25 protein-coding genes are annotated in these 22,712 nt (G+C 45.5%); 16 read left to right on the top strand and 9 right to left on the bottom strand.

Going from position 1 to position 22,712, the window contains the following annotated elements; all coding sequences use genetic code 11:
• Nucleotides 1-640 precede the first annotated feature (640 nt).
• Nucleotides 641-2,701, bottom strand: coding sequence for an iron uptake porin (locus tag AACV78_RS27000; protein WP_194009123.1), 2,061 nt, complete (start codon nucleotides 2,699-2,701; stop codon nucleotides 641-643).
• Between the two features lie 416 nt (nucleotides 2,702-3,117).
• Between AACV78_RS27000 and AACV78_RS26995 the strand changes: the two genes are divergently transcribed.
• The gene (locus AACV78_RS26995; RefSeq protein ID WP_194009117.1) at nucleotides 3,118-4,281 is read left to right on the top strand and encodes a glycosyltransferase; all 1,164 of its coding nucleotides are present in this window, start codon (nucleotides 3,118-3,120) and stop codon (nucleotides 4,279-4,281) included.
• Nucleotides 4,282-4,332: 51 nt separating this feature from the next.
• Here AACV78_RS26995 and AACV78_RS26990 read toward each other — a convergent pair whose 3' ends face one another.
• Nucleotides 4,333-4,593 carry a hypothetical protein gene (locus tag AACV78_RS26990; protein WP_194009116.1) on the bottom strand — a complete coding sequence of 87 codons (261 nt, stop codon included), beginning with the start codon at nucleotides 4,591-4,593 and terminating at the stop codon, nucleotides 4,333-4,335.
• Nucleotides 4,594-4,662: 69 nt separating this feature from the next.
• On the opposite strand from AACV78_RS26990, the gene AACV78_RS26985 reads away from it, so the two are divergent.
• The 6 genes from AACV78_RS26985 (at nucleotide 4,663) to AACV78_RS26960 (ending at nucleotide 10,092) form a co-directional block, all read left to right on the top strand.
• Nucleotides 4,663-5,394 carry an undecaprenyl-phosphate galactose phosphotransferase family protein gene (locus AACV78_RS26985; RefSeq protein ID WP_194009115.1) on the top strand — a complete coding sequence of 244 codons (732 nt, stop codon included), beginning with the start codon at nucleotides 4,663-4,665 and terminating at the stop codon, nucleotides 5,392-5,394.
• 227 nt (nucleotides 5,395-5,621) lie between these two features.
• Nucleotides 5,622-6,653: a GDP-mannose 4,6-dehydratase gene (gene gmd, locus AACV78_RS26980; RefSeq protein ID WP_194009114.1), complete on the top strand. Its 1,032-nt coding sequence runs from the start codon at nucleotides 5,622-5,624 to the stop codon at nucleotides 6,651-6,653.
• 234 nt (nucleotides 6,654-6,887) lie between these two features.
• Nucleotides 6,888-7,832, top strand: coding sequence for a GDP-L-fucose synthase family protein (locus AACV78_RS26975; RefSeq protein ID WP_194009113.1), 945 nt, complete (start codon nucleotides 6,888-6,890; stop codon nucleotides 7,830-7,832).
• 328 nt (nucleotides 7,833-8,160) lie between these two features.
• On the top strand, nucleotides 8,161-8,655 hold the full coding sequence (locus AACV78_RS26970) for a DUF4365 domain-containing protein (RefSeq protein ID WP_194009112.1): 495 nt from the start codon (nucleotides 8,161-8,163) through the stop codon (nucleotides 8,653-8,655).
• Nucleotides 8,652-9,194: a hypothetical protein gene (locus tag AACV78_RS26965; protein WP_194009111.1), complete on the top strand. Its 543-nt coding sequence runs from the start codon at nucleotides 8,652-8,654 to the stop codon at nucleotides 9,192-9,194. The genes AACV78_RS26970 and AACV78_RS26965 overlap by 4 nt, the downstream gene beginning before the upstream one ends.
• 73 nt (nucleotides 9,195-9,267) lie before the next feature.
• Entirely contained in the window at nucleotides 9,268-10,092 is an 825-nt protein-coding gene (locus AACV78_RS26960; RefSeq protein WP_339383804.1) for a peptidoglycan-binding protein, read from the top strand.
• A 138-nt stretch (nucleotides 10,093-10,230) separates the two neighbouring features.
• On the opposite strand, the gene AACV78_RS26955 is transcribed toward AACV78_RS26960, so the two are convergent.
• From AACV78_RS26955 to AACV78_RS26935, 5 genes are all read right to left on the bottom strand, one after another.
• Nucleotides 10,231-10,569: a XisI protein gene (locus AACV78_RS26955; RefSeq protein ID WP_194009110.1), complete on the bottom strand. Its 339-nt coding sequence runs from the start codon at nucleotides 10,567-10,569 to the stop codon at nucleotides 10,231-10,233.
• Complete coding sequence (locus AACV78_RS26950) at nucleotides 10,557-10,670, bottom strand: element excision factor XisH family protein (protein WP_194009109.1); 114 nt, start codon at nucleotides 10,668-10,670, stop codon at nucleotides 10,557-10,559. The genes AACV78_RS26955 and AACV78_RS26950 overlap by 13 nt, the downstream gene beginning before the upstream one ends.
• 117 nt (nucleotides 10,671-10,787) lie before the next feature.
• A complete protein-coding gene (locus tag AACV78_RS26945) occupies nucleotides 10,788-11,105 on the bottom strand; it encodes a hypothetical protein (protein WP_194009108.1) in 318 nt (105 codons plus the stop codon).
• 134 nt (nucleotides 11,106-11,239) lie between these two features.
• Nucleotides 11,240-11,851 (bottom strand): hypothetical protein, encoded by a 612-nt coding sequence (locus tag AACV78_RS26940; RefSeq protein WP_194009107.1) that lies wholly within the window; start codon nucleotides 11,849-11,851, stop codon nucleotides 11,240-11,242.
• A gap of 101 nt (nucleotides 11,852-11,952) precedes the next feature.
• Nucleotides 11,953-12,087, bottom strand: a complete 135-nt coding sequence (locus AACV78_RS26935; RefSeq protein WP_255512931.1) for a hypothetical protein — start codon at nucleotides 12,085-12,087, stop codon at nucleotides 11,953-11,955.
• A gap of 224 nt (nucleotides 12,088-12,311) precedes the next feature.
• Between AACV78_RS26935 and AACV78_RS26930 the strand changes: the two genes are divergently transcribed.
• The 3 genes from AACV78_RS26930 (at nucleotide 12,312) to AACV78_RS26920 (ending at nucleotide 15,693) form a co-directional block, all read left to right on the top strand.
• Nucleotides 12,312-13,709 (top strand): helix-turn-helix domain-containing protein, encoded by a 1,398-nt coding sequence (locus AACV78_RS26930; RefSeq protein WP_194009106.1) that lies wholly within the window; start codon nucleotides 12,312-12,314, stop codon nucleotides 13,707-13,709.
• A 312-nt stretch (nucleotides 13,710-14,021) separates the two neighbouring features.
• Nucleotides 14,022-14,678 carry a 5-formyltetrahydrofolate cyclo-ligase gene (locus AACV78_RS26925; RefSeq protein ID WP_194009105.1) on the top strand — a complete coding sequence of 219 codons (657 nt, stop codon included), beginning with the start codon at nucleotides 14,022-14,024 and terminating at the stop codon, nucleotides 14,676-14,678.
• Between the two features lie 238 nt (nucleotides 14,679-14,916).
• A complete protein-coding gene (locus AACV78_RS26920) occupies nucleotides 14,917-15,693 on the top strand; it encodes a fumarylacetoacetate hydrolase family protein (RefSeq protein ID WP_194009104.1) in 777 nt (258 codons plus the stop codon).
• A gap of 199 nt (nucleotides 15,694-15,892) precedes the next feature.
• On the opposite strand, the gene AACV78_RS26915 is transcribed toward AACV78_RS26920, so the two are convergent.
• Nucleotides 15,893-16,366 (bottom strand): Tic20 family protein, encoded by a 474-nt coding sequence (locus AACV78_RS26915; protein ID WP_194009103.1) that lies wholly within the window; start codon nucleotides 16,364-16,366, stop codon nucleotides 15,893-15,895.
• 187 nt (nucleotides 16,367-16,553) lie between these two features.
• Nucleotides 16,554-16,751: a hypothetical protein gene (locus tag AACV78_RS26910; protein WP_106149203.1), complete on the bottom strand. Its 198-nt coding sequence runs from the start codon at nucleotides 16,749-16,751 to the stop codon at nucleotides 16,554-16,556.
• Nucleotides 16,752-16,918: 167 nt separating this feature from the next.
• On the opposite strand from AACV78_RS26910, the gene glyA reads away from it, so the two are divergent.
• From glyA to aroQ, 6 genes are all read left to right on the top strand, one after another.
• Nucleotides 16,919-18,202, top strand: a complete 1,284-nt coding sequence (glyA, locus tag AACV78_RS26905; protein WP_339383803.1) for a serine hydroxymethyltransferase — start codon at nucleotides 16,919-16,921, stop codon at nucleotides 18,200-18,202.
• 448 nt (nucleotides 18,203-18,650) lie between these two features.
• On the top strand, nucleotides 18,651-19,706 hold the full coding sequence (locus AACV78_RS26900) for a glycosyltransferase family 4 protein (protein ID WP_194009102.1): 1,056 nt from the start codon (nucleotides 18,651-18,653) through the stop codon (nucleotides 19,704-19,706).
• Nucleotides 19,703-19,873 (top strand): hypothetical protein, encoded by a 171-nt coding sequence (locus AACV78_RS26895; RefSeq protein WP_228042017.1) that lies wholly within the window; start codon nucleotides 19,703-19,705, stop codon nucleotides 19,871-19,873. Before AACV78_RS26900 ends, AACV78_RS26895 begins: the two co-directional genes overlap by 4 nt.
• A 13-nt stretch (nucleotides 19,874-19,886) precedes the next feature.
• The gene (locus AACV78_RS26890; protein ID WP_194009101.1) at nucleotides 19,887-21,143 is read left to right on the top strand and encodes a competence/damage-inducible protein A; all 1,257 of its coding nucleotides are present in this window, start codon (nucleotides 19,887-19,889) and stop codon (nucleotides 21,141-21,143) included.
• A 302-nt stretch (nucleotides 21,144-21,445) separates the two neighbouring features.
• Entirely contained in the window at nucleotides 21,446-21,583 is a 138-nt protein-coding gene (locus AACV78_RS26885) for a hypothetical protein (RefSeq protein ID WP_194009100.1), read from the top strand.
• Nucleotides 21,584-21,664: 81 nt separating this feature from the next.
• Nucleotides 21,665-22,105: a type II 3-dehydroquinate dehydratase gene (aroQ, locus tag AACV78_RS26880; RefSeq protein WP_228042028.1), complete on the top strand. Its 441-nt coding sequence runs from the start codon at nucleotides 21,665-21,667 to the stop codon at nucleotides 22,103-22,105.
• The last annotated feature ends 607 nt before the right edge of the window (nucleotides 22,106-22,712 follow it).

The raw sequence follows: 22,712 nt of genomic DNA, 5'->3' as shown, positions 1-22,712 counted from the left end.
GCAATAAGTTCGATCGTTCCGACTTCAGTTTTCCAACAATCCGAGGACTAAATTCCTCACTACAAACATCAAAAATCTCTATTCAATGTAAAGTTGTATTACAAAAAAATAAATTTTGTTGCAAAAGTACCGCTTAAGAGAGATGATATCTGTCTTAGAACCCGCTGCAAAGAAACGTGCAACTCGGGTTTCCTCGCCGTGAGAAAAACACTGTGGGAAAAACAACGGATTTAACTATTTGTGCAGACCAGCTTTAGCTAAAGCTGGTCATTTCTGTTGAAACAAAACACAAGATTGCCCAAATTGCCTTTCTATCTGGAAATTATCTGCTATAGCGTGCGTTATCTGCCTGAAATTAACGGTTGATACCATTTTTCTAAAGATGTGGTATAGATGAAGTTTTACCTCCCCCCAAAGCATCGGGGGGGTTGGGGGGGTAATATCTAGCGCTACTTTATGAAATTGGTATGACTTATTAAATTATCAGCGTCAATCAGTGTTTGTACGCTGGAAATCTGCGGTTAACAGAGCGAATATTGATGCAATGCAAGTCTAAATATTTACACCACCACTATCAATCTAATTAGAGCTTGTTTCAGCGCCAAAAAAGGTGCGGGGGCGCACCTTATACATACAACTCCTAGAAAGTAAACGTCGTTCTGATTACTCCAATCACCAAATCAGAATTATCATTATTGTGATCCGGAGCAGTCAGCCAAATCACACCAGGAGTGACCGAAATATTGTCGCTCAACTTAAACTGATAGAAACCTTCAATGTGCAGCGAAGTATCCTTATCTTCCGGTAAACTCCTATTAGTAGAACTCGTCACCCGAGGCTCCATACCTACCAGAATTCCCGCCACATTTCCTTCTTTCAACAAGTCAGGAAAAGCCAAAGTAGCTGCCCAGTTCCAGATTTTTTGGTCTCCCCGCTGCACAGAACCAGTAGGAGTAGCCAAGTTCGACAAAATGCGCTGGTTGGTGTAACCCGCCCAACCGCCAAGAGCAATTCGGCGACCAAGTTTCAACGAAGCTTGCGCGCCGTAGGAATTGCTAGAAACAGGCAGATTGCTATCGCTGTCAATTCCGAAGGAACCGAGACGCGCCGGGAAATTAGAAGCATTGCTCCCCGTACCGGTCACGAAATTGTAGGAATTAACGTAAGTTAAACCTATAGCAAAGCTGTCGCTCGGTTTGAAAGTCAACTGAGCCAAACCGCCGTAAGAACCGTTGAACAAACCGTTACCCCGCGTCGGGTTGGCGGCGTTGCCGGCCAAATATCCTAAACTCAGTTCGAGTTTTTCCCCAAACTGATGCCGCAGAGCGATGCCAGAACCGCCAGTCAAATAGTAAATCGGGTTGCGAGTACCGAAGTTAGAAAGAGCACCGCTGCCGCCATCTCCGTCAAAGTAAGGGTTGACAGTGTTGGTAAAATCATCAGCAGCGCCGGCGTTGGCTTCTAGAATTACAGTAGTGTTTTTGCCTAGAGGGAATTGGTAAAGCAGCGCATCTAAACCAACAGTATTGCTAGCCTCGCCGAAAGGCCCGGCATTAAACCGCAATTCCCCTTCAGCAGTTTTGGTATTGTTAGTAGAAAACGAACCTAAATTCAAAACTTGCAGTCGAGTTCTCAGCAAGTCTTCACCTGAGAAACTCGTATCAAAATTAAGACGAACCCTGCTGCCAAAAGCTGTGGTTCTATCAGCTTTGCGGCCCTCAGCATCATCTCCGGCGGCGATACCGGTCACAGCGAATACCACTTCGCCGTTGAGTTTAGTAGTAGTCGAAAACTGATTTGCTTCTAATTCAGAAGTGCGCGCTTCCAAAGCATCGACGCGACCGCGCAAAGTTGCCAATTCCGCAGCAAATTCTTCTTGCAATCTTTGGATAGAAGCTAAATCTTCTTTGGTTGCTAAATTTCCCGTACCACCTCTAATCAGTTCGGTAACTTTATCCAAACAGGCGTTTAAACCGGCTGCGAACTCGTAGCGAGTCATGGCCCGGTTGCCGCGGAAGGTGCCGTCAGGATAGCCAGCTATGCAGCCGTAGCGCTCTACTAGGGATTGCAAAGCTTGGAACGCCCAATCTGTGGGGCGCACGTCGGACAGTTGCGAAACTGAGGTTACTTGGCCGGCTGCATCTTCGCTGTCTTCTGCGCTGTATTGGTTGATTTGTTCTAAAAGATTTGATTGCGCTTGAGGTTGGGCGTCCGGAGGGGTTGATTGGGAAATCTCCTCGGGTTGTGCGGCAGGTTTTTCGGCGCTTAAATTGGTCGGTGCGGCGGGTGGCGTGGCGCTTGTGTTGGGGGGCGCGACTGCGGGGATTTCCTCTGCGACAGGTTGTTGGGCGCTTAAGTCTGCTGCTGCAACTGCGGGTTGGGTTTCGCTTGTGTCTGCTGCAACTGGGTTTTCCGGTGCTTTTGTCTGTTCGGTAACTGGGGTTACTGTTGCTGCTAGGTTTTCTTTGTCAATAGTTTCAACAGTTAAGTTAGTGGCTAGTGACGTTGGTTCGGCTGTCACGGCTGCTGTTTCAGGCTGTGCTTGCTCGGTGGCAGCACCTGCTAATTCCAATTGATTGGCTTGAGCTACCGGGGCTATTTCTACAGGTTGCTCTGCTGCTAGGGCTGTCGAAGATACTACTAAACTTGCTGCTAATACAGCAGGACTGACTAAAAGTCCTTTCCACAAAAATTTGGACATTTTTTCCTCACACCACGTTAGTTCGATCGCCCGTTCCGAAGAGTTAGCCGATCGCAAATCCTTTACACTATTGCCCCTAATAGTATTTTTTGTCAACAATCTGGCGAATCGTTGCCGCACTAGGCAATTTGGCAAGCCCCAAATTTGACAAAAACCTCGTTGATTCCCAAAATCCTTGGTTTGAACTATCCCAAAAAATGGGTACAAACACTCGACGCTGGTGGGACTCCTGTTCGAGCTCCCAGATTAATCCGTGGAGTAAATCTCAAACTTGTTCGCTCGCGAAATCGAAGAATCTCAAATCTAGTCGCCTACGTAGAAACGCGGTTAATGGCTCGATACTGCGTCAGTAATCTCTCGGTAAGACTAATATTGACAGAACTGGCGCTAATAAATCGTTCGATCGACTACATAAAGTGAAAAAACTCAAATACGCCCTAGTTCATGAATGGTTGACACCCTTGGCTACCGGCGGTTCGGAACTCGTAGTGCAGGAAATCCTCAAATACGTAAATGCTGATGTCTATGCCCTCATCGACTTTGAATCAGCCAATCCCGAAAGCTATCTTTTTCAAAGACAGATTGGTACAACATTCTTGCAGGGCTTTCCTGCAGCCCGCAGCGGCGTGCAAAAATATTTGCCATTTCTGCCCGTCGCGATCGAACAACTAGATCTGCGAGCCTACGACATCATCCTCTCATCATCCCACGCCGTCGCCAAAGGCATCCTCACCAGCCCCCAGCAACTGCACGTATGCTACTGCCACACACCCATGCGCTACGCTTGGGACTTAACTTTTGACTACTTACGTAATAGCAAAGCCGGACGGGGCATCTTGGGCCTGATGACGCGATATTTGTTGCACCGACTGCGGCAGTGGGATGTAATTTCCGCCAACCGCGTCGATTATTTCATCGCCAACTCCCAACACACGGCGCGCCGAATTTGGCGGTGCTACCGGCGGCGCGCTGAGGTAATTTATCCGCCGGTAAATATCGATCGATTTGCCTTGCTGGAGCAAAAACAAGATTTTTACGTGACAGTTTGCCGGTTGGTAAGTTACAAAAACGTAAGTGCGATCGTCCAAGCATTCAATCAACTCGGGCGCAATCTCATTGTCATCGGCACCGGCCCAGAATTAGAAATGCTCCGGCAAATCGCCAAACCCAACGTACAATTGCTCGGCCACCAGCCCGCCTCCGCAGTCGAAAAATACATGGCCGAGGCAAAAGCCTTTGTCTATGCAGCTTGTGAAGATTTTGGCATAGCTTTAGTAGAAGCTCAAGCTTGCGGGACACCAGTAATTGCCTATGCAGCAGGCGGCGCTTTGGAGACAGTGCTCGACATTCGCCAACACCCAGAGACGGGGACAGGTTTATTTTTTCCCTCCCAAACCGCAGCAGGATTAGTCGAAGCTGTCAAGGAATTTGAGCAGTTGCAAGGCAAATTTTCCCCAGAAATGGGACGGTTGCGCGCCTCCGGGTTTGCCCCCGAAGTCTTTGAGCAGCGCTATCTAGCTTTTGTGGAACAGTGCTATCAGGAATTTCAATCCCGCGATTTTACCAAGTCTGAGAGTTGAGAGGGGAGAGAGGGAGAGTGGGAAAATATTCCGTAATTGCTTCCGAAGCCCTCAAAACCTCTCTACATAAGTACCTTGTCCATTCTTCCTTCTTCCATCTTCCATCTTCCTTCTTCCTTCTTCCCGCGATTTTACCAAGTCTGGGAGTTGAGAGTGGGAGACTGAGAGAGGAGAAAAATATTTCGCAATTACTTCCGAAGCCCTCAAAACCGCTCTACATAAGTACCTTGTCCATTCTTCCATCTTCCATCTTCCATCTTCCATCTTCCATCTTCCATCTTCTGAATGCAGAAAATTGAGTATTGGAAACATAATTCAGAGAACAAAGCGTCTTGAGGCTTTATGATCGAGACTGTGTGTGGTGTGAAGTGAAGGAGTAAGATGACTGCCGACAGCCAACTAATCTCCGGTAAGGTAATTCGAGCGATCGCGAGACGCGGTTTTGGGCCTGTCCTCGACGGAGACAGACGCATAACTCGTTCTCTACAGAGTCTCGACGGAGAATTTTTCAAGCGGCTATTTGATATCCTGTTTTCCTCATCGGTTCTGCTCCTGTTTGCTCCGGTTTATCTGCTTTTGGCTCTTTCGATCGCCTTAAGCTCGTCCGGGCCTATTTTTTACGTACAGGAACGAGTAGGCAAAAACCGTAAAATGTTTTATTGCCTTAAATTCAGAACGATGGTGGAAAATGCGGACGATATATTGCTGGAAATCATGGAAAAATCTCCGCATTTGCGTCAAGAGTTTGAGGACAATTTCAAACTCAAACAAGACCCTCGAATTACCTGGATTGGAAGATTTTTACGAATGACCAGTTTGGACGAATTTCCCCAGTTTTGGAATGTTTTAAAAGGAGATATGAGCGTCGTCGGACCGAGACCTCTAGTTGAAGAAGAACTGCCGAAATACGGCCGTCACATCAACAAAATTCTCACCATCAGACCTGGAATTACAGGCTTGTGGCAAGTGTCCGGTCGCAACGACATTCCCTATCCCCAGCGAGTCCAAATCGACCTCTATTACGCCAAGGACAAAAACCTTTGGATGGATATGTGGATTCTTTTCAAAACAATTGGAGTTGTGATTTTCCCCAAAAATAACGGCGCATATTAATTATTGTCCGCAGTCAGCAATCGGTAGTTAGTTTTGTTTGTTACTGGCCGCTGATGCTGACTACTGACAGCAAGTGGCAAACTCTTTGTCAAAACATTCACATTTTGTTGATTGCGATCGCACAAGTGTGAGTTAATCTAGAGCTTGAAAAGGCGATCGCCAGGGAACAACATCCTCTGGCCCGAACGTCCCAAATTAATTAACACAGCCTGTAAAAGGAAAATCAGATGACGCAACGCAAGCGAGCGCTAATAACAGGTATTACAGGTCAAGACGGCTCCTACTTGACCGAATTACTTTTAGATCGAGGATATGAAGTTCACGGCATTATCCGGCGGAGTTCTAGTTTCAATACCGATCGCATAGATCACATTTATGTCGATCCTCACAGCGCTGACGCACAGTTATTTCTGCACTACGGCGACTTAACCGACGGCACTACTCTGCGCCGGATTTTAGAAGAAGTTCAGCCGGTAGAAATTTATAACTTAGGCGCTCAATCCCACGTCAGAGTCAGTTTTGACTCGCCGGAATATACGGTTGACACAGTAGGAATGGGAGTATTGCGCCTGCTAGAAGCAATTCGGGACTACCAGCGCCGCACGGGCATAGAAGTGCGGTTTTATCAAGCAGGTTCTTCGGAAATGTTTGGTTTGGTGCAGGAAGTTCCGCAGAAGGAAACAACTCCTTTTTATCCCAGAAGTCCCTACGCCTGCGCTAAAGTTTACGCTCACTGGCAAACAGTAAATTATCGCGAATCTTACGGACTTTTTGCCTGCAACGGCATCTTGTTCAACCACGAATCTCCCCGTCGCGGCGAAACTTTTGTAACTCGCAAAATTACTCGCGCCGTTGCCAGAATTGTCGCCGGCAAGCAGAAAAAGATTTACTTGGGCAATCTCGATTCCAAGCGGGACTGGGGCTATGCTAAAGACTACGTGCGGGCAATGTGGCTGATGCTGCAACAAGACAAACCGGACGATTATGTCATTGCTACTAACGAGACCCATTCGATTAAAGAATTTCTCGATTTAGCCTTTAATTACGTCAATTTAGATTGGCAAAAATATGTCGAGTTTGACGAACGCTACTTGCGTCCGGCAGAAGTAGAACTGTTGATTGGCGATTCAACTAAGGCGCGCCAGCAGTTAAATTGGGAACCGTCTGTAACTTTTGAAGAGTTAGTGCATTTGATGGTAGATGCTGACATCACAGCTTTAGAAAAGCAGGAACGAGGTTCTGGTAACGGATTTGATTGATGCGGCGAAACTAAGCAGTCACCGCGACTGCTTGACAGCTATTTTCGTTCAACAAAATTGGTAGTTGGACGATCGCTCGTCCTAGTTGAGTTAATGTAGATCCACTAGGGCGAGTTTGGTTATATTTTTACTGAGCAGGAAAAACAAGCGCGATCGCTCCAAGTTGTGTAGCGGTGGCATTTTTAGACAGAAAATTGTCGATCGACCTTTATTGAAAATCCCGAGGATCAAATTATGACAAGCTTGGATTTAAGCAACAAGCGCATTCTAGTCACCGGTGGCGCGGGTTTCCTAGGCCGTCAGGTAATCGACCAGTTAGTCAAAACAGGGGCGGATGCTGATAAAATTTCGGTAACGCGATCGCGCGACTGCGACCTCCGCGTCATGGAAAACTGCAAGCGCGCCGCCGACCAACAAGACATCATCATACACCTAGCAGCCCACGTCGGCGGCATCGGTTTAAACCTCATCAAACCGGCAGAACTATTTTATGACAATTTGATGATGGGCGCGCAACTAATCCACGCAGCCTACGAAACAGGAGTCGAAAAATTCGTCTGCGTCGGTACCATTTGCGCCTATCCCAACTTAACCCCAGTTCCCTTCAAAGAAGACGACCTGTGGAACGGATATCCCGAAGTAACCAACGCACCTTACGGAATAGCAAAGAAAGCCTTATTAGTGCAACTGCAATCCTACCGCCAGCAGTACGGATTCAACGGTATCTACTTGCTACCAGTCAATTTGTACGGCCCGGAAGATAACTTTGACCCCAAGAGTTCCCACGTCATCCCCGCATTAATTCGCAAAGTCCACGAAGCCCAAGAAAGGAGAGACAAAACACTGCCTGTTTGGGGAGATGGCAGCCCCAGCCGCGAGTTTTTGTATTCCACAGATGCAGCGCGGGGAATTGTGATGGCAACTCAATCTTACAATGAATCCGACCCGGTTAATTTAGGAACAAATAGCGAAGTTAAAATTCGCGATTTAGTGGAAACCATTTGCGAATTGATGGGATTTGAGGGAGAAATTGTTTGGGAAACAGACAAACCGAACGGTCAGCCGCGCCGCTGTTTGGATACCCAAAGGGCAAAAGAAAGGTTTGGTTTTGTGGCTGAGATGGGCTTTAAGGAAGGGTTGAAAAATACGATTGATTGGTATCGAAAACACGCAGTTTGAGTTTAGAAAGCCCCGGTTTCTTGAATAAACCGGGGCTTGTTTTTATAAGATTCCGCGGTTGAAACCGCTACTACAAAAACAATGTCCGCCTCCGCGGACTAAGAATAAGAAACTATACCAATCGATTTCCTCTTGGGTAGAACTTTGGCTTTTTTTATAAGATTCCGCGGTTGAAACCGCTACTACAAAAACAATGTCCGCCTCCGCGGACTAAGAATAAGAAACTATACCAATCGATTTCCTCTTGGGTAGAACTCTCCTACAATAAATTACTTGTGGAACACCTTTATTGTAAAATATATTATTTTTGCAACATTTTTATTTTAGAATGGAACTGAACCAGCAGAAAGAACTTTTCAGCAAAGCTTATGTGCGTGCCGTGGCAGCCGTGGCAGGTTTCTCTCTCAGTCAGCCAGAGGTAGATGATGACAGCATTGATTTGAAGATTGTGGCAAGAGGCGGTGAGGGAGTAGTTTTTTCCCCTGAGCTTAACCTACAATTAAAATGTACCTCAAGAGATGTACTCGACGGACAGTTCATCCGATATCCGGTGAGAATAAAAAATTACAGGGATTTGATCGTCAATTCCCAGGTTCCGCGCCTGTTAGTGGTAGTTTTAGTGCCGGAAAATTTAGAAAACTGGTTGCAGCAGTCTGAAGACGAAATGTGCATAAGGTATTGCGCCTACTGGGTGTCGCTGCGGGGACTGCCAGAAAGACTCAATACAGCCAATGTAACAGTTGAGTTACCCCGCTCTAATCAGTTCACAGTAGAGGCTTTAAAGTCTATTGTGCAGCGTCTTAGTCAAGGAGGTTTACCGTGAAAGTAACTGTCAAAGACAAAGAAGTTTTCCAAACTATAGATCCAAATGTGTTAGCAGAACACTTAGAGACAAATGGCTGGCAAAAAGTTGCTTTAGTTTATGAGAATACTTGGATTTGGCACAAAAAGAATGATGTCGGTCAGATTTTTGAAATCAAGCAGCCTGTGAGACAAGAATTTGATGCCCCTCAGCTTATTGCTGAAGCTTTTAAGACGCTAGAAGTGGTTGAAAATCGTTCTCAGCTAGATATTCTTAGCGATTTAATCACTGCTTTACCTAATGTTGCAATATCGGGATGGATTAATAAAGTACACGGGGCAGAATCTCCGGCAAAAATTACATTAATGGGATTTGTAGTGGGGAAGTTGAGAAAAATTTATCTGGAATTGAGCGGATATGATTATCAGTTGGCCCTCAAGGCTTATGAAGCGCGATCGCCCGTAACTTGTTTTGGCGATCTAATTAAAGAAAATGACTGTTTCGTGTTAAACAATCCGCGCGATTTTGCCCTGCTGACTGAGGCAGAATTAATCTCATAGTTTGGGAAATCCTGGTTGTGGTACAATATCAAGCAAAAATTATTGTGCCGATCGCATTACAGGAAAACAGGTTGTGCAAACTCTAAAATTAGGTGCATCGGGTTCCGATGTTGTTAAACTGCAAAAACGCTTGCAGGAGTTAGGTTTTAATCCAGGAAGTGCAGATGGTAAATTGGGACCAAAAACTGAAGCATCCCTTAAACAGTTTCAAAGCAATCAAGGGTTTTTGGCTGACGGAATTGCGGGCCCCAAAACGCTAGCTGCTTTGTTCCCCGGAGAACCTTTGCGGTTGTCACTTTTATCAGACAGGGCGATCGGGCTAATCTTAGAATTCGAGGTGGGCGGCGGGCGGAAATATTACGAAAAGCTGTTGCAGCGTCCAACTTGGCCCGAAGGAGCATCGGGAATTACGATCGGCATCGGCTACGATCTAGGTTACAACAGTCTAGAAGTTTTTAACCAAGATTGGCATAAATTAGGAGATGCAGATCGAAAACGTTTGAGTAACTGCTGCGGCTTGAAAGGGGAATCTGCAAAAAGTCGTTTAGCTAGCGTGCGAGACATTCTTATTTCTTGGGAATTAGCGTGGGAAGTTTTTAACATTGTAACTATCCCGAAATTTTACAATTTTACTAAAGAAGCATTTCCCGGTTTTGAAGAATTGCCTGCGGATGTTCAAGGCGGATTGGTAAGTTTGGTGTTCAATCGCGGCACGAGTATGGAAGGAAACCGCCGCCGGGAAATGCGTGCAATCCGGGATTTAGTGCGGAAAAAAGATGTGAAGGGCATTGCTGAACAAATCCGGGAAATGAAACGGATTTGGGTTGGTACGAGTATTGCAACAGGTATCAACAGGCGGCGGGATGCGGAAGCGGCTTTAATTGAGGAAAGTGCTTAAATCGATTATTGATGCTATTTATGAGGATGTGGTTTTTACTAAGGAAGATTCAGCAGCCGAATTTGATCGACTGCGATTTAAGGGATAAATTGAAAGTGCGATCGCTCCTCGGTTAAAGAAGGGCGATCGCACTCTTTGCTAAGCTACTCCATAGCCGGTATACGGACGCTTGTAAGGTGGATGTAAACCTAAAACTATATCTTCTTTTGGTACTCCCAGATCGACTAATTCCTGTCCGAGATCGGCTTCTGTCATATTGCGTTGAATCCAAATTTTACCATCCTTGATGTCTATGTGAATGAAACAGTTATAAATTTGTTTGTATCCCTCCCAGCCAACATCTAAAATTTGGTAATGATCGTGTTCTGTGTCGAACACGAGCTGACACTCAACATCCAACTCGGAATTATTATCGAGACTGGCATGAGAGGTTAAGAGTTGGCGGATAAATTGGCGATACTGCTCTATTCTTTCCATACCTTATCTATCTTGAGGATCGGCGGATCTGCCGTAACTACCCACTCTTCCTTCAGGAGTGCTTGTTTGACGGCATAATTGAATAGGTCTTTAGCGGCCATCGTTTTTTTTACAGTATATAGCTGTTATTATAATAGCGATCGCTCCTCAATTCAAGTCAGGGCGATCGCGTCAGTGAGAAGGTATGGTTAATTCCCTAAAAAGCTGGGGGACTCAATTTAAAATGCCAGCAAGAAAGCCCCAATCATTTGTAAGATATGGATGACAGACTCAATAGACAATCCCAGTGAGCCGGCTAACGAGCCGATCGCCGTCGCTATTTCCGTAACACCGGCACCTGAACTGATTAAAGCTATCAACTGGCTAAGAATTTCAACAACAACGGGTACGTTAGCAACCAAGCTAAATAAAGCCGCAACAGAAACAGCTCCTATTTTGAGAGCTTCGAGTAGTACCGTTAGCTGCCCGATCGCGTCTGGGCCTTGGGTATGAATATAATCTAAAATTTGTGCGATTGCTGCTACCAGTGCATCCATGTTTCTTTCCTTTTAGTGTCCAATACCTACGAGCGATCGATACTGTTAGTCAATTAGCTGAAAAAGCATTTCAAAAAATAGTCGGATTATTTCAAACCAGCTCAAATCATTTCTCATCTTGCCTGCTACATTATTTAACTTGGCAATATGTTAGATAAAATCAAGATTTTAAATAACCAGCCACTCAAAACTAACATGACTGAAACTGCAAAAGCAGCAGCAGTTTCGGGAATTCCAGAAATCTTGTGGCAGCCAGTGTAAATCATTAAAATTGTATAGGTTATAGCCACAACCATAACTATCACAATAATTTCAACATTCGTTATTCCTAAAATACTACTTATTAAGAGCAATAATGACGCAGGCACTAAAGCGACACCAGCAATAAATATATCCCCTTGAAAGCTGCCATATCCCCGAAATAGTTTGCGCGTCAAAAAACTAGCCCCTGCTATACTCAAAAAATTAGCCGTGCTGGCAAGTATCAAATTAAATAATGAGCTATTGCTCGAAAATTGTGTTAAAATTTTTTGGCACGCTAATACAAAGCAAATTACATATGCTATTCCAAAAGCAATTCCAACTCCTAAAGCACGTTCCTTGCCTAACCCTTGAAAAAAAACTGGAAGACCGCCAACAGGATTAACTAGAAAAATTTTTAATCCTTGGATAGCGTCATTAAGAGTGGATTTAACTTTGCTTGCGACTTCACTAGCCACTTCATTTGGATTTTCTTTTTCGTTCATGGTTAATTACCGACCAAAAATTTTTTTATATTTTATTGCGATAAAGCAATAAAATATTTTTGTGAATATTACACCGACACCATGCAAACTCAGTTGATTTATTAGCTTTTACCAGTGATTTTTCTCGCAATTTTTCTATGCTTATCAATGACATCAGCAAACTCTTTGACCGTCTCCTTCTGTTCTTGCGACAGCGGGCATTTCAGCTTTGGTTCTTTTTTGGGTTCGTTAGCCATGAGCTTATATTTTAATGTTTTGGTACAGTTGGCAACTGGTGATTGATAGCTTGTATTTTTAAATTACCATCATACCCATAATAAATTCAAGTCATAAAAGATCTGAAAATGTCAGCAGTTTTTAAAATCTCTTTGTCATAAAAAAGTCATATTTTGCCCTCTACATCACAAAATGTCATAAAAAGTCTGATAAAATAAGCAAAACCGTCACAACTACCCGACCAATGGACGTTCAAGAAGTCTTGAGATTTGCCGACGAAATGGTTTTCGCCAAAACAGGAGAGCACTTGGACGATCTGCAAAAAGCTATCCTGCTGGGTGTATGGGAAGGTCAAAAATACTCTAAAATTGCAGAAATATCATATTGTAGCGAAGGTCACATCAGAAATATCGCCTCAAAATTATGGAAGCGTTTATCAAATGTATTAGGTGAAGAAGTAACTCAATCGAATTTACGATCGGCACTTGAGAGACGACAATTATTCATCATTTCATCAAATTTTGGCAACGATTTTCTACATATTGGTAACGTTAATGTTTGTACAGATACCCAATCTCCCGAAGTTCCAAAAGATCGATCGCCCTCAACCCCCACCCCAGAAACCTCCGAACCCCAAACCAGACTAGACTTAGCAGACGCACCTCATATTTCATCATTGTCCGATCGCACATCCGAACTCGCCACCCTGGAAAAATGGATCGTTCAAGAAAAGTGTAACCTTGCAGCAATATCAGGACTCAGTGGCATTGGCAAAACCGCACTTTCCCTCCACCTCATACGACAAATTCAGCATAACTTTGAATGCGTCATCTGGCGAAGTCTGGGCCACTCCCCACCCTTAGAAACCACCCTAGAAAATCTTCTAGAATTTCTTTTAAATAAACCCGAAATCGAACTCCCGACAAGGATTCCAGAGCGACTTTCCCTGTTAATGGAATATCTGCGAAAAAACCGCTGTCTCATTATCCTCGACGACGTGCAAGCCATTCTTGGCAGCGGAAAACTAGCAGGAAATTACCGCCCAGAATGCGAAAATTACAGCATCCTATTCAGAAAAATTGGAGAAACAACCCACAACAGTTGTTTAATCCTCAACAGTTGGGAACCTCCCAGAGAAATTACCGCCTTAAAAGGTGAAAATTTACCAGTTCGTACTTTACAACTCAAAGGAATATGTACAGATGCAGCCGAAATTTTCCGCAATAAAAAATTACTCAACCCCGAAAAATGGGAAAACCTAATTAACGCCTACCGAGGCAATCCATTGTGGTTAAAAATAGTCGCCACCACCATTCAAGAAATATTCCGAGGTAGGGTTGCAGAATTTTTGAAATATGATATGGTATTTTTGGGGGAAGAATTGACCGAAACTTTGCACCCGCAGATAAATCGGTTGTCAGAATTAGAGAAAAAGCTAATCTCCCAGCTCAGCCGCGAAGTTAATCCAGTTTCAGTAGAGCAATTGTTAAAAAATGCTGAATTATCGCCCTCGGAGTTGTTCAACGGGCTGCAATCTTTGGGGAGGCGATCGCTCGTTGAAATTGAAGAACAGGACAATGAAATGCTATTCAGTGTTTGTCCTGTTGTGAGACAATATGTGATATCAAATCCGGTTTGTTGACGCTTTCCCACAGTCCGGCAGGGGTTTAAACCCCTGCCTCAAAGCGAAAGTCGGTTAAAACTGAGATGTTGCACCATTGTCAGCAACGGGCTAGAAGCCCGTTCCACAAAGAGTGAATTTCTTGTGGGATGGGCATCCTGCCCGTCCATAAAAAGCTTATTGACAATGGTGCAAGATGTGAGTTAAAACCGACTACAGAGTTTGATGCAAAATGCAATTAATTTGAGTCCTCTTTGAGAAGACTTTCGCTATGAGACAGGGGTTTTCAACCCCTGTCGGACTGGAAATCCAACGAGAGATTCGATCGCAAATATGAACACTCCTCAACCTTCATTAACTAAAACCGAATTAAGAAAATCGCTCCTCAACACCCGCAAATCCCTATCAGCACAAGAATGGAGACAAAAGAGCGAAATCCTCTGCAATCACCTGCAAAACTCGCCCCCATTCACCCAAGCAAAAACAATCCTCGCCTACTTTAGCTTTCGCCAAGAACCAGATTTAAGTCCCCTATTTACATCTTCTGTGGAGCAGGCATCTTGCCTGCTCAATTCTGGAGACAGGCATTTTGCCAGTCCCACAAATGCCATTCCCACCCCTAAAAAATGGGGATTTCCCCGCTGTGTCGGGAAAGAGCTATCCTGGCACATCTGGCAACCCGGAGATGCTTTACATAGTGGAGCTTATGGCATACTAGAACCGCTGCCTGATGCTCCAAAAATAGATTGTTCAGAAGTAGATTTAATCCTCGTACCCGCCGTTGGTTGCGATGTTCGCGGCTATCGCTTAGGCTACGGCGGCGGCTATTACGATCGAATGCTAACTTTACCAGAGTGGCGAGCGAAAATGACGATCGCCACAATCTTTGAATTTGCCTTGCTAACTCAGCTACCCGTTGACTCCTGGGACAAACCGCTGCACGGAGTTTGCACCGAAAGCGGGTTAAAAATGATACAGCAAAAATCTTAAAGGTCGATCGAGTAATAAATTTTTAATCATTAGCAAGATGTCGGCTCAAACAATCGCAGCAAAATTGGTTTGCAGCATCGGACTTCCATCCTCATAAAAATCTGAGGACTGAAGTCCCCACTACAAACTTATACAAACTTATAACAGTTATTTTACAAGACATGATATTATCCCTAGAGCCATCTTTAGTTCTCAGTATAGTTTAATCTAAAATCCAAAATCTAAAATCTAAAATACTATGGCCCAGCGCTACGTTCGAGTTAAAACAACACAAGGACACATCCATTACGGTTTGCTGCAACTGAGCCACAGCGTTCAAGTATTTGATGCACCTCCCTGGTTAAAAGGACAACCAACAGATTTGGAACTCCAACCAGATAGTTACCAAATTCTCGCTCCTTGCTCTCCCTCAAAAATTGTAGCTGTCGGCAAAAATTATGTCGATCACGCCGCCGAAATGGGTACTCCAGTACCCGAAGAGCCGCTGCTATTTTTTAAGCCGCCCAGCGCTATCATCCCCGCAGGTGGAGCGATTCGCTATCCGCAGCAATCGGAAAGGGTAGACTACGAAGGAGAATTGACCTTGGTAATTGGCGAACATTGTAGCAACTGCACTCCCGAACAAGCACATGGCAAGATTTGGGGCTATACCATCGCCAACGACGTGACAGCCCGAGATTTGCAAAAGCGAGACAACCAGTGGGCGAGGGCGAAAGGGTTCGATACATTTTGTCCCTTGGGGCCTTGGATTGTCCGCGAATTGAGTCCCGCTGCACAGTTGCAGACTTTTGTCAATGATAGCGATCGACCGGTACAGTCATCCGAGATCGATCGCATGGTATTTTCCCCAGACTTTCTAGTCTCCTACATCAGTCAAATAATGACCCTAATTCCCGGCGATGTGATACTGACAGGAACGCCGCAAGGGGTAGGGCCGCTACAAATAGGCGATCGAGTCCGTATTGAGATAGAAGGTATTGGGAGTCTTGAAAATACAGTAGTTAGTAGTCAGTAGTCAGTAGTCAGTAGTCAGTAGTCAGTAGTCATTGTTGACTGTTAGCTGTTGACTGTTAACCGTTAACTAATAACTAATAACCGTTAACTAATAACTAATAACTACTGCTTTCCTGTCAACTCACAACTAAGACAACCGGCAATTTTGCCAACGGCCAACTGCTTTCCTGTCAACTGCCAACTGCTTTCCTGCCAACTGCCTAACGAACCTGCATATAAACAGCATCCGAAAGCGGAGGAATCTCTGCATAGCGTCCCAACGCCGACTGTACGACTGCATAAACAAATGCAGCCAAAGCTCCCAAAAACACCATATTAAACAGAGTTTCCGCAATAAATGCGACTTGCAAGCCTCTAGAAAAAATCGGCAAAATCAAACCGCAGAGCATCAAAACAATGTCTAAAAGAATCGCCTGCATCGCATTAAAACGAATGAAGTGACTGATGTTTTCGTTTCTCACCACTGCTAAATACAGCGCAAAGAAAATAATCAAGCTAGCAAAGGGCAACCTATAAATTTGAAGCAACGGAGTTAGCGGGATCAAAAACAGTTGCAGGACAGGAAACTGTGCAAACAGATACCTGCCAAACCCCAGCCCGTCAATCAGTGGCAGCAAATAAGGCAAAGAAGCAAAAATCCGGTCTGGAACAGTCGTAGATCCGCGCCAAGTCATAATGAACTCTCCTGAGTCGATCGATAAACTATCAATTCCCGTTAACTCAGGATAACGCAGCAGGCTCAGTTACGACTCGACCAGAATTTTCCCACACTCAGAGCCGAGTAGATTCAGGGGTATTGAGAGCGAGTCGGGTTCAATAGTCACCATGCCCTGTTTGCCCGATGCCCTGTTTGCCCGATGATTATTTAATATTGGCAATGACGAAGCCCATTAGACACTCGTATCGATCGGGCAAATTTTCCGTAGGTTTAGCAACTGGATGCCCGCAGCGAAGCTCTCCACCGCTCCAGCGCGGTTGGCCCGTGCGATCGGCGAGCACACAACCTTGGCAAACACACTGAGGGGCAAGCATCTGATTTTCCATTAGAATAACTAACATTTGATACCTCCGGCAGGTTTCATACCAGTAATTTCATTGTATGTCAGGAACTTGGGACAAACCGCTTAAGCTGAACACAATGTAATATTTGGATAAATCATGTGAAATCCGTAGTAGGGTAAAAGATCCCCAATTCGCAATCCTAAATTGTCAAGAGGTTGATTATTGTGACCGACACTAACTTAGACTTGCTTTCCAAAACCGACCCGCAGATTGCCGATTTAATCGGGCAAGAACTCCAGCGCCAGCGAGACCACCTAGAACTGATCGCCAGCGAAAACTTCACCTCCGCCGCAGTAATGGCAGCTCAAGGCTCGGTGCTGACCAATAAATACGCCGAAGGACTGCCAGCCAAACGCTACTACGGCGGCTGCGAATTTATTGACGGCATCGAGCAAATCGCGATCGATCGCGCCAAACAGCTATTTGGAGCAGCCCACGCCAACGTCCAGCCCCACTCCGGCGCTCAAGCCAACTTTGCAGTGTTTTTGAGCTTGCTAGAGCCAGGGGACGGAATTATGGGCATGGACTTGTCCCACGGCGGACACCTGACCCACGGTTCCCCCGTCAACGTATCCGGCAAATGGTTCAAAGCTTTTCACTACGGAGTCAGCCCAGAAACAGAACAGCTCGACTACGACGAAATTTTGGCACTGGCGAAACAAAACCGACCGAAATTGCTGATTTGCGGCTATTCAGCATATTCGCGAATTATCGACTTTGAAAAGTTTAGAGCGATCGCCGACGAAATCGGAGCTTACCTGCTCGCAGACATCGCCCACATCGCCGGATTAGTCGCCACAGGCCACCACCCAAGCCCCCTCAACCACTGTCACGCAGTCACCACCACTACTCACAAAACCCTGCGCGGCCCCCGCGGCGGCTTGATTTTGACCAATGACCCCGAACTCGGCAAAAAGTTCGACAAAGCAGTGTTTCCCGGCACTCAAGGCGGCCCATTAGAGCACGTAATTGCCGGCAAAGCAGTAGCTTTTGGCGAAGCATTAAAACCCGAATTTAAAAATTATTCCGGTCAAGTAATAGAAAATGCGCGGGCTTTAGCTGCACAGTTGCAGCAGCGGGGTTTAAAACTCGTTTCCGGCGGCACAGACAATCACTTAATGCTAGTAGATTTGCGATCGGTAAACATGACAGGCAAGCGAGCCGACCAATTAGTTAGCGGTGTGAATATTACTGCTAATAAAAATACCGTGCCTTTCGATCCGGCATCGCCTTTTGTCACCAGCGGTTTGAGACTCGGTTCGCCGGCGATGACAACCAGGGGCATGGGAACTGCTGAATTTACCGAAATTGGTAATATTATTGCCGATCGACTGCTGAATCCTGAAGATGAAAGCGTCACAGCCGATTGCCTGCGGCGAGTAGCTGCACTTTGCGATCGCTTCCCGTTATATCCGCACTTGTTCTTAAAAGTCCCGGCATTAGCTTAATTTTCCTGATCGGCAATGGGAAATTTGTAGTTGGAAGTGTACGGGTAAAAGGGTAAAAGAGCCGGAAAAGATTGCGAGTTGCCATTTGCGATCGCCCCCTGTTTTAACGTGCATATTATTGATCGCGCGGGGCGGGTTTTACCCGATATATTTGTCGGTAGCCAAAGATATCGATCTACCCGCCCCCTTCGAGGGATAAATCCACTCGGATCGATGTGTCGAACGACAGTCTCGCGATCGCAGCATAGATCCCCAAGGATCTTAATTTGAGAGTTACTAAGTTAAAAATCTCATAATTGGCGATCGGGCAACTTCCATTCCAACAAATTTCCGGCTCCCAAACCCCCCAGTCGCACTTTAAAGATGTTTCCTTGTGATAAGCCATCTGAAATGTAGTAGACTCTGCCTGACAGCCTAATTGCCCCGCACTATTTAAAATTGATTTCAGATGCCGTATCAGTATCTGTACCACGTAGTCGCTTTTCTGGTTTCTGCGATCGTCGTCCTCTACAGTACGCCAATAGTTAAAAAAATTGGTCTCAAAAGCGGGCGAGTCGATCGGCCAGGCGAGCGAAAAGTCCACAAGCGCCCGATGGTGCGCTTGGGAGGAGTGTCCATCTTTATCGGCACTCTGACTGCTCTGTTATTTGTCTGGCTCTCAGGAGGCTTCCTCGATGCTAGCGGACAAATTCTCGATCGCAAAGACGAATACGAAATCTGGGGAGTCACCCTCGGCGGCCTCGGATTCTTCCTCATCGGTTTAGCAGACGATTTATTTTCGCTCTCAGCCATCAAACGCTTGCTCATGCAAATTGGCGTATCCAGCATCGCTTGGTACGCGGGCGTACAAATTGAGTTTCTCACAGTTCCATCCTTGGGACTGACCGATCTTGGCTGGCTGAGTTTGCCAATTACCGTAATTTGGCTTGTCGGTATGGCCAACGCCATCAACTGGATTGACGGTTTGGACGGTTTAGCAGCCGGAGTTTCAGGTATTGCAGCAGTTGTGATGCTGATAGTCAGTCTGTCAATGCACCAACCCGCAGCAGCCCTAATTGCAGCGGCGTTAGCTGGCGGCACTTTGGGATTTCTGCGCTACAACTTCAATCCGGCTCAAATCTTTATGGGAGATGGCGGCGCTTATTTTATCGGTTTCACTCTCGCGGGAGTGGGAGTAATTGGGTTAGTTAAAACTACGGCTATTACCTCTGTGTTACTGCCATATTTAATTTTAGCTGTACCGATTTTAGATATGTCTGCGGTTATTCTCGATCGGCTCCGCAACGGCAAATCACCGTTTATTGCTGACAAGCGCCACCTCCACCACCGACTTCTAGAAGCCGGAGTATCCCATCGATTTGCGGTTTTATTTATTTACGCCCTAACACTGTGGGTGGGAAGTTTAGCCCTCGCTTTTTCGATACCCAGCGGCGTAATTTACGCACTGGGTGCAACAAGTTTGCTGGGATACGCTAGCTGGAAAGTTTGGAGACACGCTCGGTGAAGGAAGAAGGAAGAAGGAAGAAGGAAGAAGGAAGAAGGAAGAAGGAAGAAGGAAGAAGGAAGAAGGAAGAAGGAAGAAGGAAGAAGGAAGAAGGAAGAAAAATAATTTCTAATGCCCAATGCCCAATTCCCAATTCCCAATTTTCCAATCTAAAATCTAAAATCTAAAATCTAAAATCGAATGGTTGCTGAAATTATTTGTGTTGGCACTGAATTGCTTTTAGGAGATATTCTTAATGGCAACGCTCAGTTTTTAGCCAAAGAATTAGCGAGTCTGGGAATCCCTCACTACTATCAAACAGTTGTGGGGGACAATCCAGAACGCATCAAACAAGTGTTAGAAATCGCCGTTAACCGATCGCAACTTTTACTCTTTACAGGAGGCCTCGGCCCGACACCAGACGACCTCACCGTCGAAACAATCGCCGATTTCTTTGGCGTTCCCTTAATCGAAAAACCGGAAATTATCGCCGATATCGAACAAAAATTTGCCCTGCGCGGACGCACCATGAGTCCCAGCAACCGGAAACAAGCTTTAATTCCAAAAACGGCGGACATTCTGCCGAACCGCAGCGGTTCTGCACCGGGCATTCTTTGGCAGCCGATTCCCAAGGTTACAGTGATGACATTTCCCGGCGTACCGGCGGAAATGCACTTGATGTGGCGAGAAACCGCCGTTCCTTACCTGAAAAATGGCGGTTGGTGCAGCGCAACTATTTTCAGCCGCACGTTGAAATTTTGGGGAATTGCTGAGTCGGCGCTGGCGGAAAAAGTAGAATCTTTTCTGAATTTAACTAATCCTACTGTCGCTCCTTACGCCAATCACGGTCAAGTCAAATTGCGGATTTCTGCCCGCGCTGACTCGGAAATGGCTGCGAAAAAGTTAATTGAGCCGATCGAACAACAATTGCAGCAGATTACAGGCCTAGACTGTTACGGTGCCGATAGCGATACCCTCCCTTCGACAGTAGGCAAATTGCTGCTGTTGGCCGGGGAAACTCTTAGTGTGGCTGAATCCTGCACGGGAGGAGGGTTAGGGGCGATGCTGACTGCTGTTCCCGGCAGTTCGAGCTATTTTTGGGGCGGGATTATTTCTTATGACAATCGGGTTAAGGAATCATTATTAGGTGTTAATCCCCAAGATTTAGCCGAATTCGGCGCAGTCAGCCAGCAAGTAGCGAAACAAATGGCGGCGGGAGTGCGCGCGAGGCTCAATACGAGTTGGGGATTGAGCATTACAGGCATCGCCGGGCCAGGAGGCGGTACAGAGGCTAAACCTGTGGGACTGGTTTATATCGGTTTATCCGGCCCCGACGGCGTGACAGAAAGTTTTGAATACCGCTTTGGCGATGCGCGAGGCCGCGATTGGATTCGGCATCTCAGTAGCTGTACGGCGCTCGATCGGCTCCGGCGTCAATTATTATTGGTAAAAACATAGAAAAAATCCTACGATTGGTCAATTGTCAACAGTCAACTCTAAGCTTAAGCTTTATTTAACACTCTATACTCCGACATAATTTGGCAATCTTCCTTTTGCCTCTTGCTTATCTGTAAAGATTCGTTATGATAATAAGATAGGACTGATTGGCAAAGATACTGAACTCTCTCCTTTGCTCAAAAACAACCAGCAAGCGAGAAAGCAAGTTTGACCTTTGGTTTCAAAGCCGTGCTTGCTTATGTTTCAGAGATTTAGCCGTCGGTTTAGCAGTCTAGACTATAAAAAAAGGAGCTATCCGTTCAATGGAAAACATTGAAAAGGTGCTGGAACAAATTGAAAAATGGGTTCGCAAGTTGATAGAAGGACTGCTGAGTCCCGAAGCTCAACCGGAATTGGAACCGATTCCTATTCCAGTTAACCAACCTAGGCATCGTCGATAGTTGAGACGGGGTTTGAGATTTGATGTTGGCGATCGAATTCAAGTCAAAACTCAAAGTTTTGTGGCGCTGGAATTTAAAAAATTGTTAAAGATCCTGGTACTTCACGGCCCCAATTTGAATTTATTGGGTCAACGAGAACCTGGAGTTTATGGCTCTGCGACTTTAAATGATATCAACGATTTGCTAGAACGAGAAGCGCAAGCCCTCCAGGTGAAAGTCTCAATTCAGCAGTCGAATCATGAAGGAGTCTTGGTGGATGCAATTCACTCGATGTTAGGGCAGCACCAAGGCTTGTTAATGAATCCTGGAGCTTATACTCATACGAGTGTGGCAATTAGAGACGCGATCGCTGCTGTGAATATTCCTGTGGTGGAAGTTCATCTGAGTAATATCTATCGGCGGGAAGCTTTTCGACACCACTCGTATATCGCACCAGTGGCGATCGGACAAATCAGCGGTTTTGGCTCAGACAGTTATCGGCTGGGGCTGCAGGCTCTGGTTAATTACTTGGTTAAAAATTAAAAATTCACCGATTTTCGCGATCGGATGAGGGCAGGTTTTAGATGGAAGGCCAGCCCTTATATGTTTATGTATAATTGAAATTAGCCACAAAAATTGGGTCATGGCTAATGGCTAATGGGTAACATCCTGTGCGATCGATTAACCGCATCGCACCCCGGTTCGTAGCGCGGAATGCGATTCCTATCTTACAATGCAGACGCTGACTGACACACTAAAAACCATTTTTGTGATGATAATCGATTCGTAAAAAAACCCGGTTTCTGATGGTGCGTCCAGAATTGTGGGTAATATCAAATCCGGTAGCATAGGAATGATTCAGATATATATTCTCGGACTCTGTGTTCTAGCGCCGGTTAAATCACCTGACGATGCTACCGGAAACAATATAATTGCTAACGGATAAACTGTCCTGCTGCATTTGATTTTAAAATTTTGGGCGCTGCAAAAAGCCCTCCCCACAAGAGTTAAAAAAACAAAATTTTTGAAATTAATTGCAGTACAGATAGAGGGCTAATAAGGAAAAAAAATTAACCATTCTCGATTCCTAATTCCCAATGCCCCAATGCCCCAATTCCCAATTCCCAATTCCCAATTACTAACAACTTGA

The organism is Tychonema sp. LEGE 07196 (assembly GCF_963890365.1).
Lineage (GTDB): Bacteria > Cyanobacteriota > Cyanobacteriia > Cyanobacteriales > Microcoleaceae > Microcoleus.
The sequence above is the reverse complement of the archived record's forward strand: the minus strand, read 5'-3'. Positions and strand labels throughout refer to the sequence as shown.

Coding starts and splice junctions, on each gene's coding strand:
- AACV78_RS27000 (WP_194009123.1), bottom strand. CDS start 2,701: ATGTCCAAATTTTTGTGGAAAGGACTTTTAGTCAGTCCTGCTGTATTA.
- AACV78_RS26990 (WP_194009116.1), bottom strand. CDS start 4,593: ATGTTTCCAATACTCAATTTTCTGCATTCAGAAGATGGAAGATGGAAG.
- AACV78_RS26985 (WP_194009115.1), top strand. CDS start 4,663: ATGACTGCCGACAGCCAACTAATCTCCGGTAAGGTAATTCGAGCGATC.
- gmd (WP_194009114.1), top strand. CDS start 5,622: ATGACGCAACGCAAGCGAGCGCTAATAACAGGTATTACAGGTCAAGAC.
- AACV78_RS26975 (WP_194009113.1), top strand. CDS start 6,888: ATGACAAGCTTGGATTTAAGCAACAAGCGCATTCTAGTCACCGGTGGC.
- AACV78_RS26970 (WP_194009112.1), top strand. CDS start 8,161: ATGGAACTGAACCAGCAGAAAGAACTTTTCAGCAAAGCTTATGTGCGT.
- AACV78_RS26955 (WP_194009110.1), bottom strand. CDS start 10,569: ATGGAAAGAATAGAGCAGTATCGCCAATTTATCCGCCAACTCTTAACC.
- AACV78_RS26950 (WP_194009109.1), bottom strand. CDS start 10,670: ATGGCCGCTAAAGACCTATTCAATTATGCCGTCAAACAAGCACTCCTG.
- AACV78_RS26945 (WP_194009108.1), bottom strand. CDS start 11,105: ATGGATGCACTGGTAGCAGCAATCGCACAAATTTTAGATTATATTCAT.
- AACV78_RS26940 (WP_194009107.1), bottom strand. CDS start 11,851: ATGAACGAAAAAGAAAATCCAAATGAAGTGGCTAGTGAAGTCGCAAGC.
- AACV78_RS26935 (WP_255512931.1), bottom strand. CDS start 12,087: ATGGCTAACGAACCCAAAAAAGAACCAAAGCTGAAATGCCCGCTGTCG.
- AACV78_RS26930 (WP_194009106.1), top strand. CDS start 12,312: ATGGACGTTCAAGAAGTCTTGAGATTTGCCGACGAAATGGTTTTCGCC.
- AACV78_RS26925 (WP_194009105.1), top strand. CDS start 14,022: ATGAACACTCCTCAACCTTCATTAACTAAAACCGAATTAAGAAAATCG.
- AACV78_RS26920 (WP_194009104.1), top strand. CDS start 14,917: ATGGCCCAGCGCTACGTTCGAGTTAAAACAACACAAGGACACATCCAT.
- AACV78_RS26915 (WP_194009103.1), bottom strand. CDS start 16,366: ATGACTTGGCGCGGATCTACGACTGTTCCAGACCGGATTTTTGCTTCT.
- AACV78_RS26910 (WP_106149203.1), bottom strand. CDS start 16,751: ATGTTAGTTATTCTAATGGAAAATCAGATGCTTGCCCCTCAGTGTGTT.
- AACV78_RS26900 (WP_194009102.1), top strand. CDS start 18,651: ATGCCGTATCAGTATCTGTACCACGTAGTCGCTTTTCTGGTTTCTGCG.
- AACV78_RS26890 (WP_194009101.1), top strand. CDS start 19,887: ATGGTTGCTGAAATTATTTGTGTTGGCACTGAATTGCTTTTAGGAGAT.
- AACV78_RS26885 (WP_194009100.1), top strand. CDS start 21,446: ATGGAAAACATTGAAAAGGTGCTGGAACAAATTGAAAAATGGGTTCGC.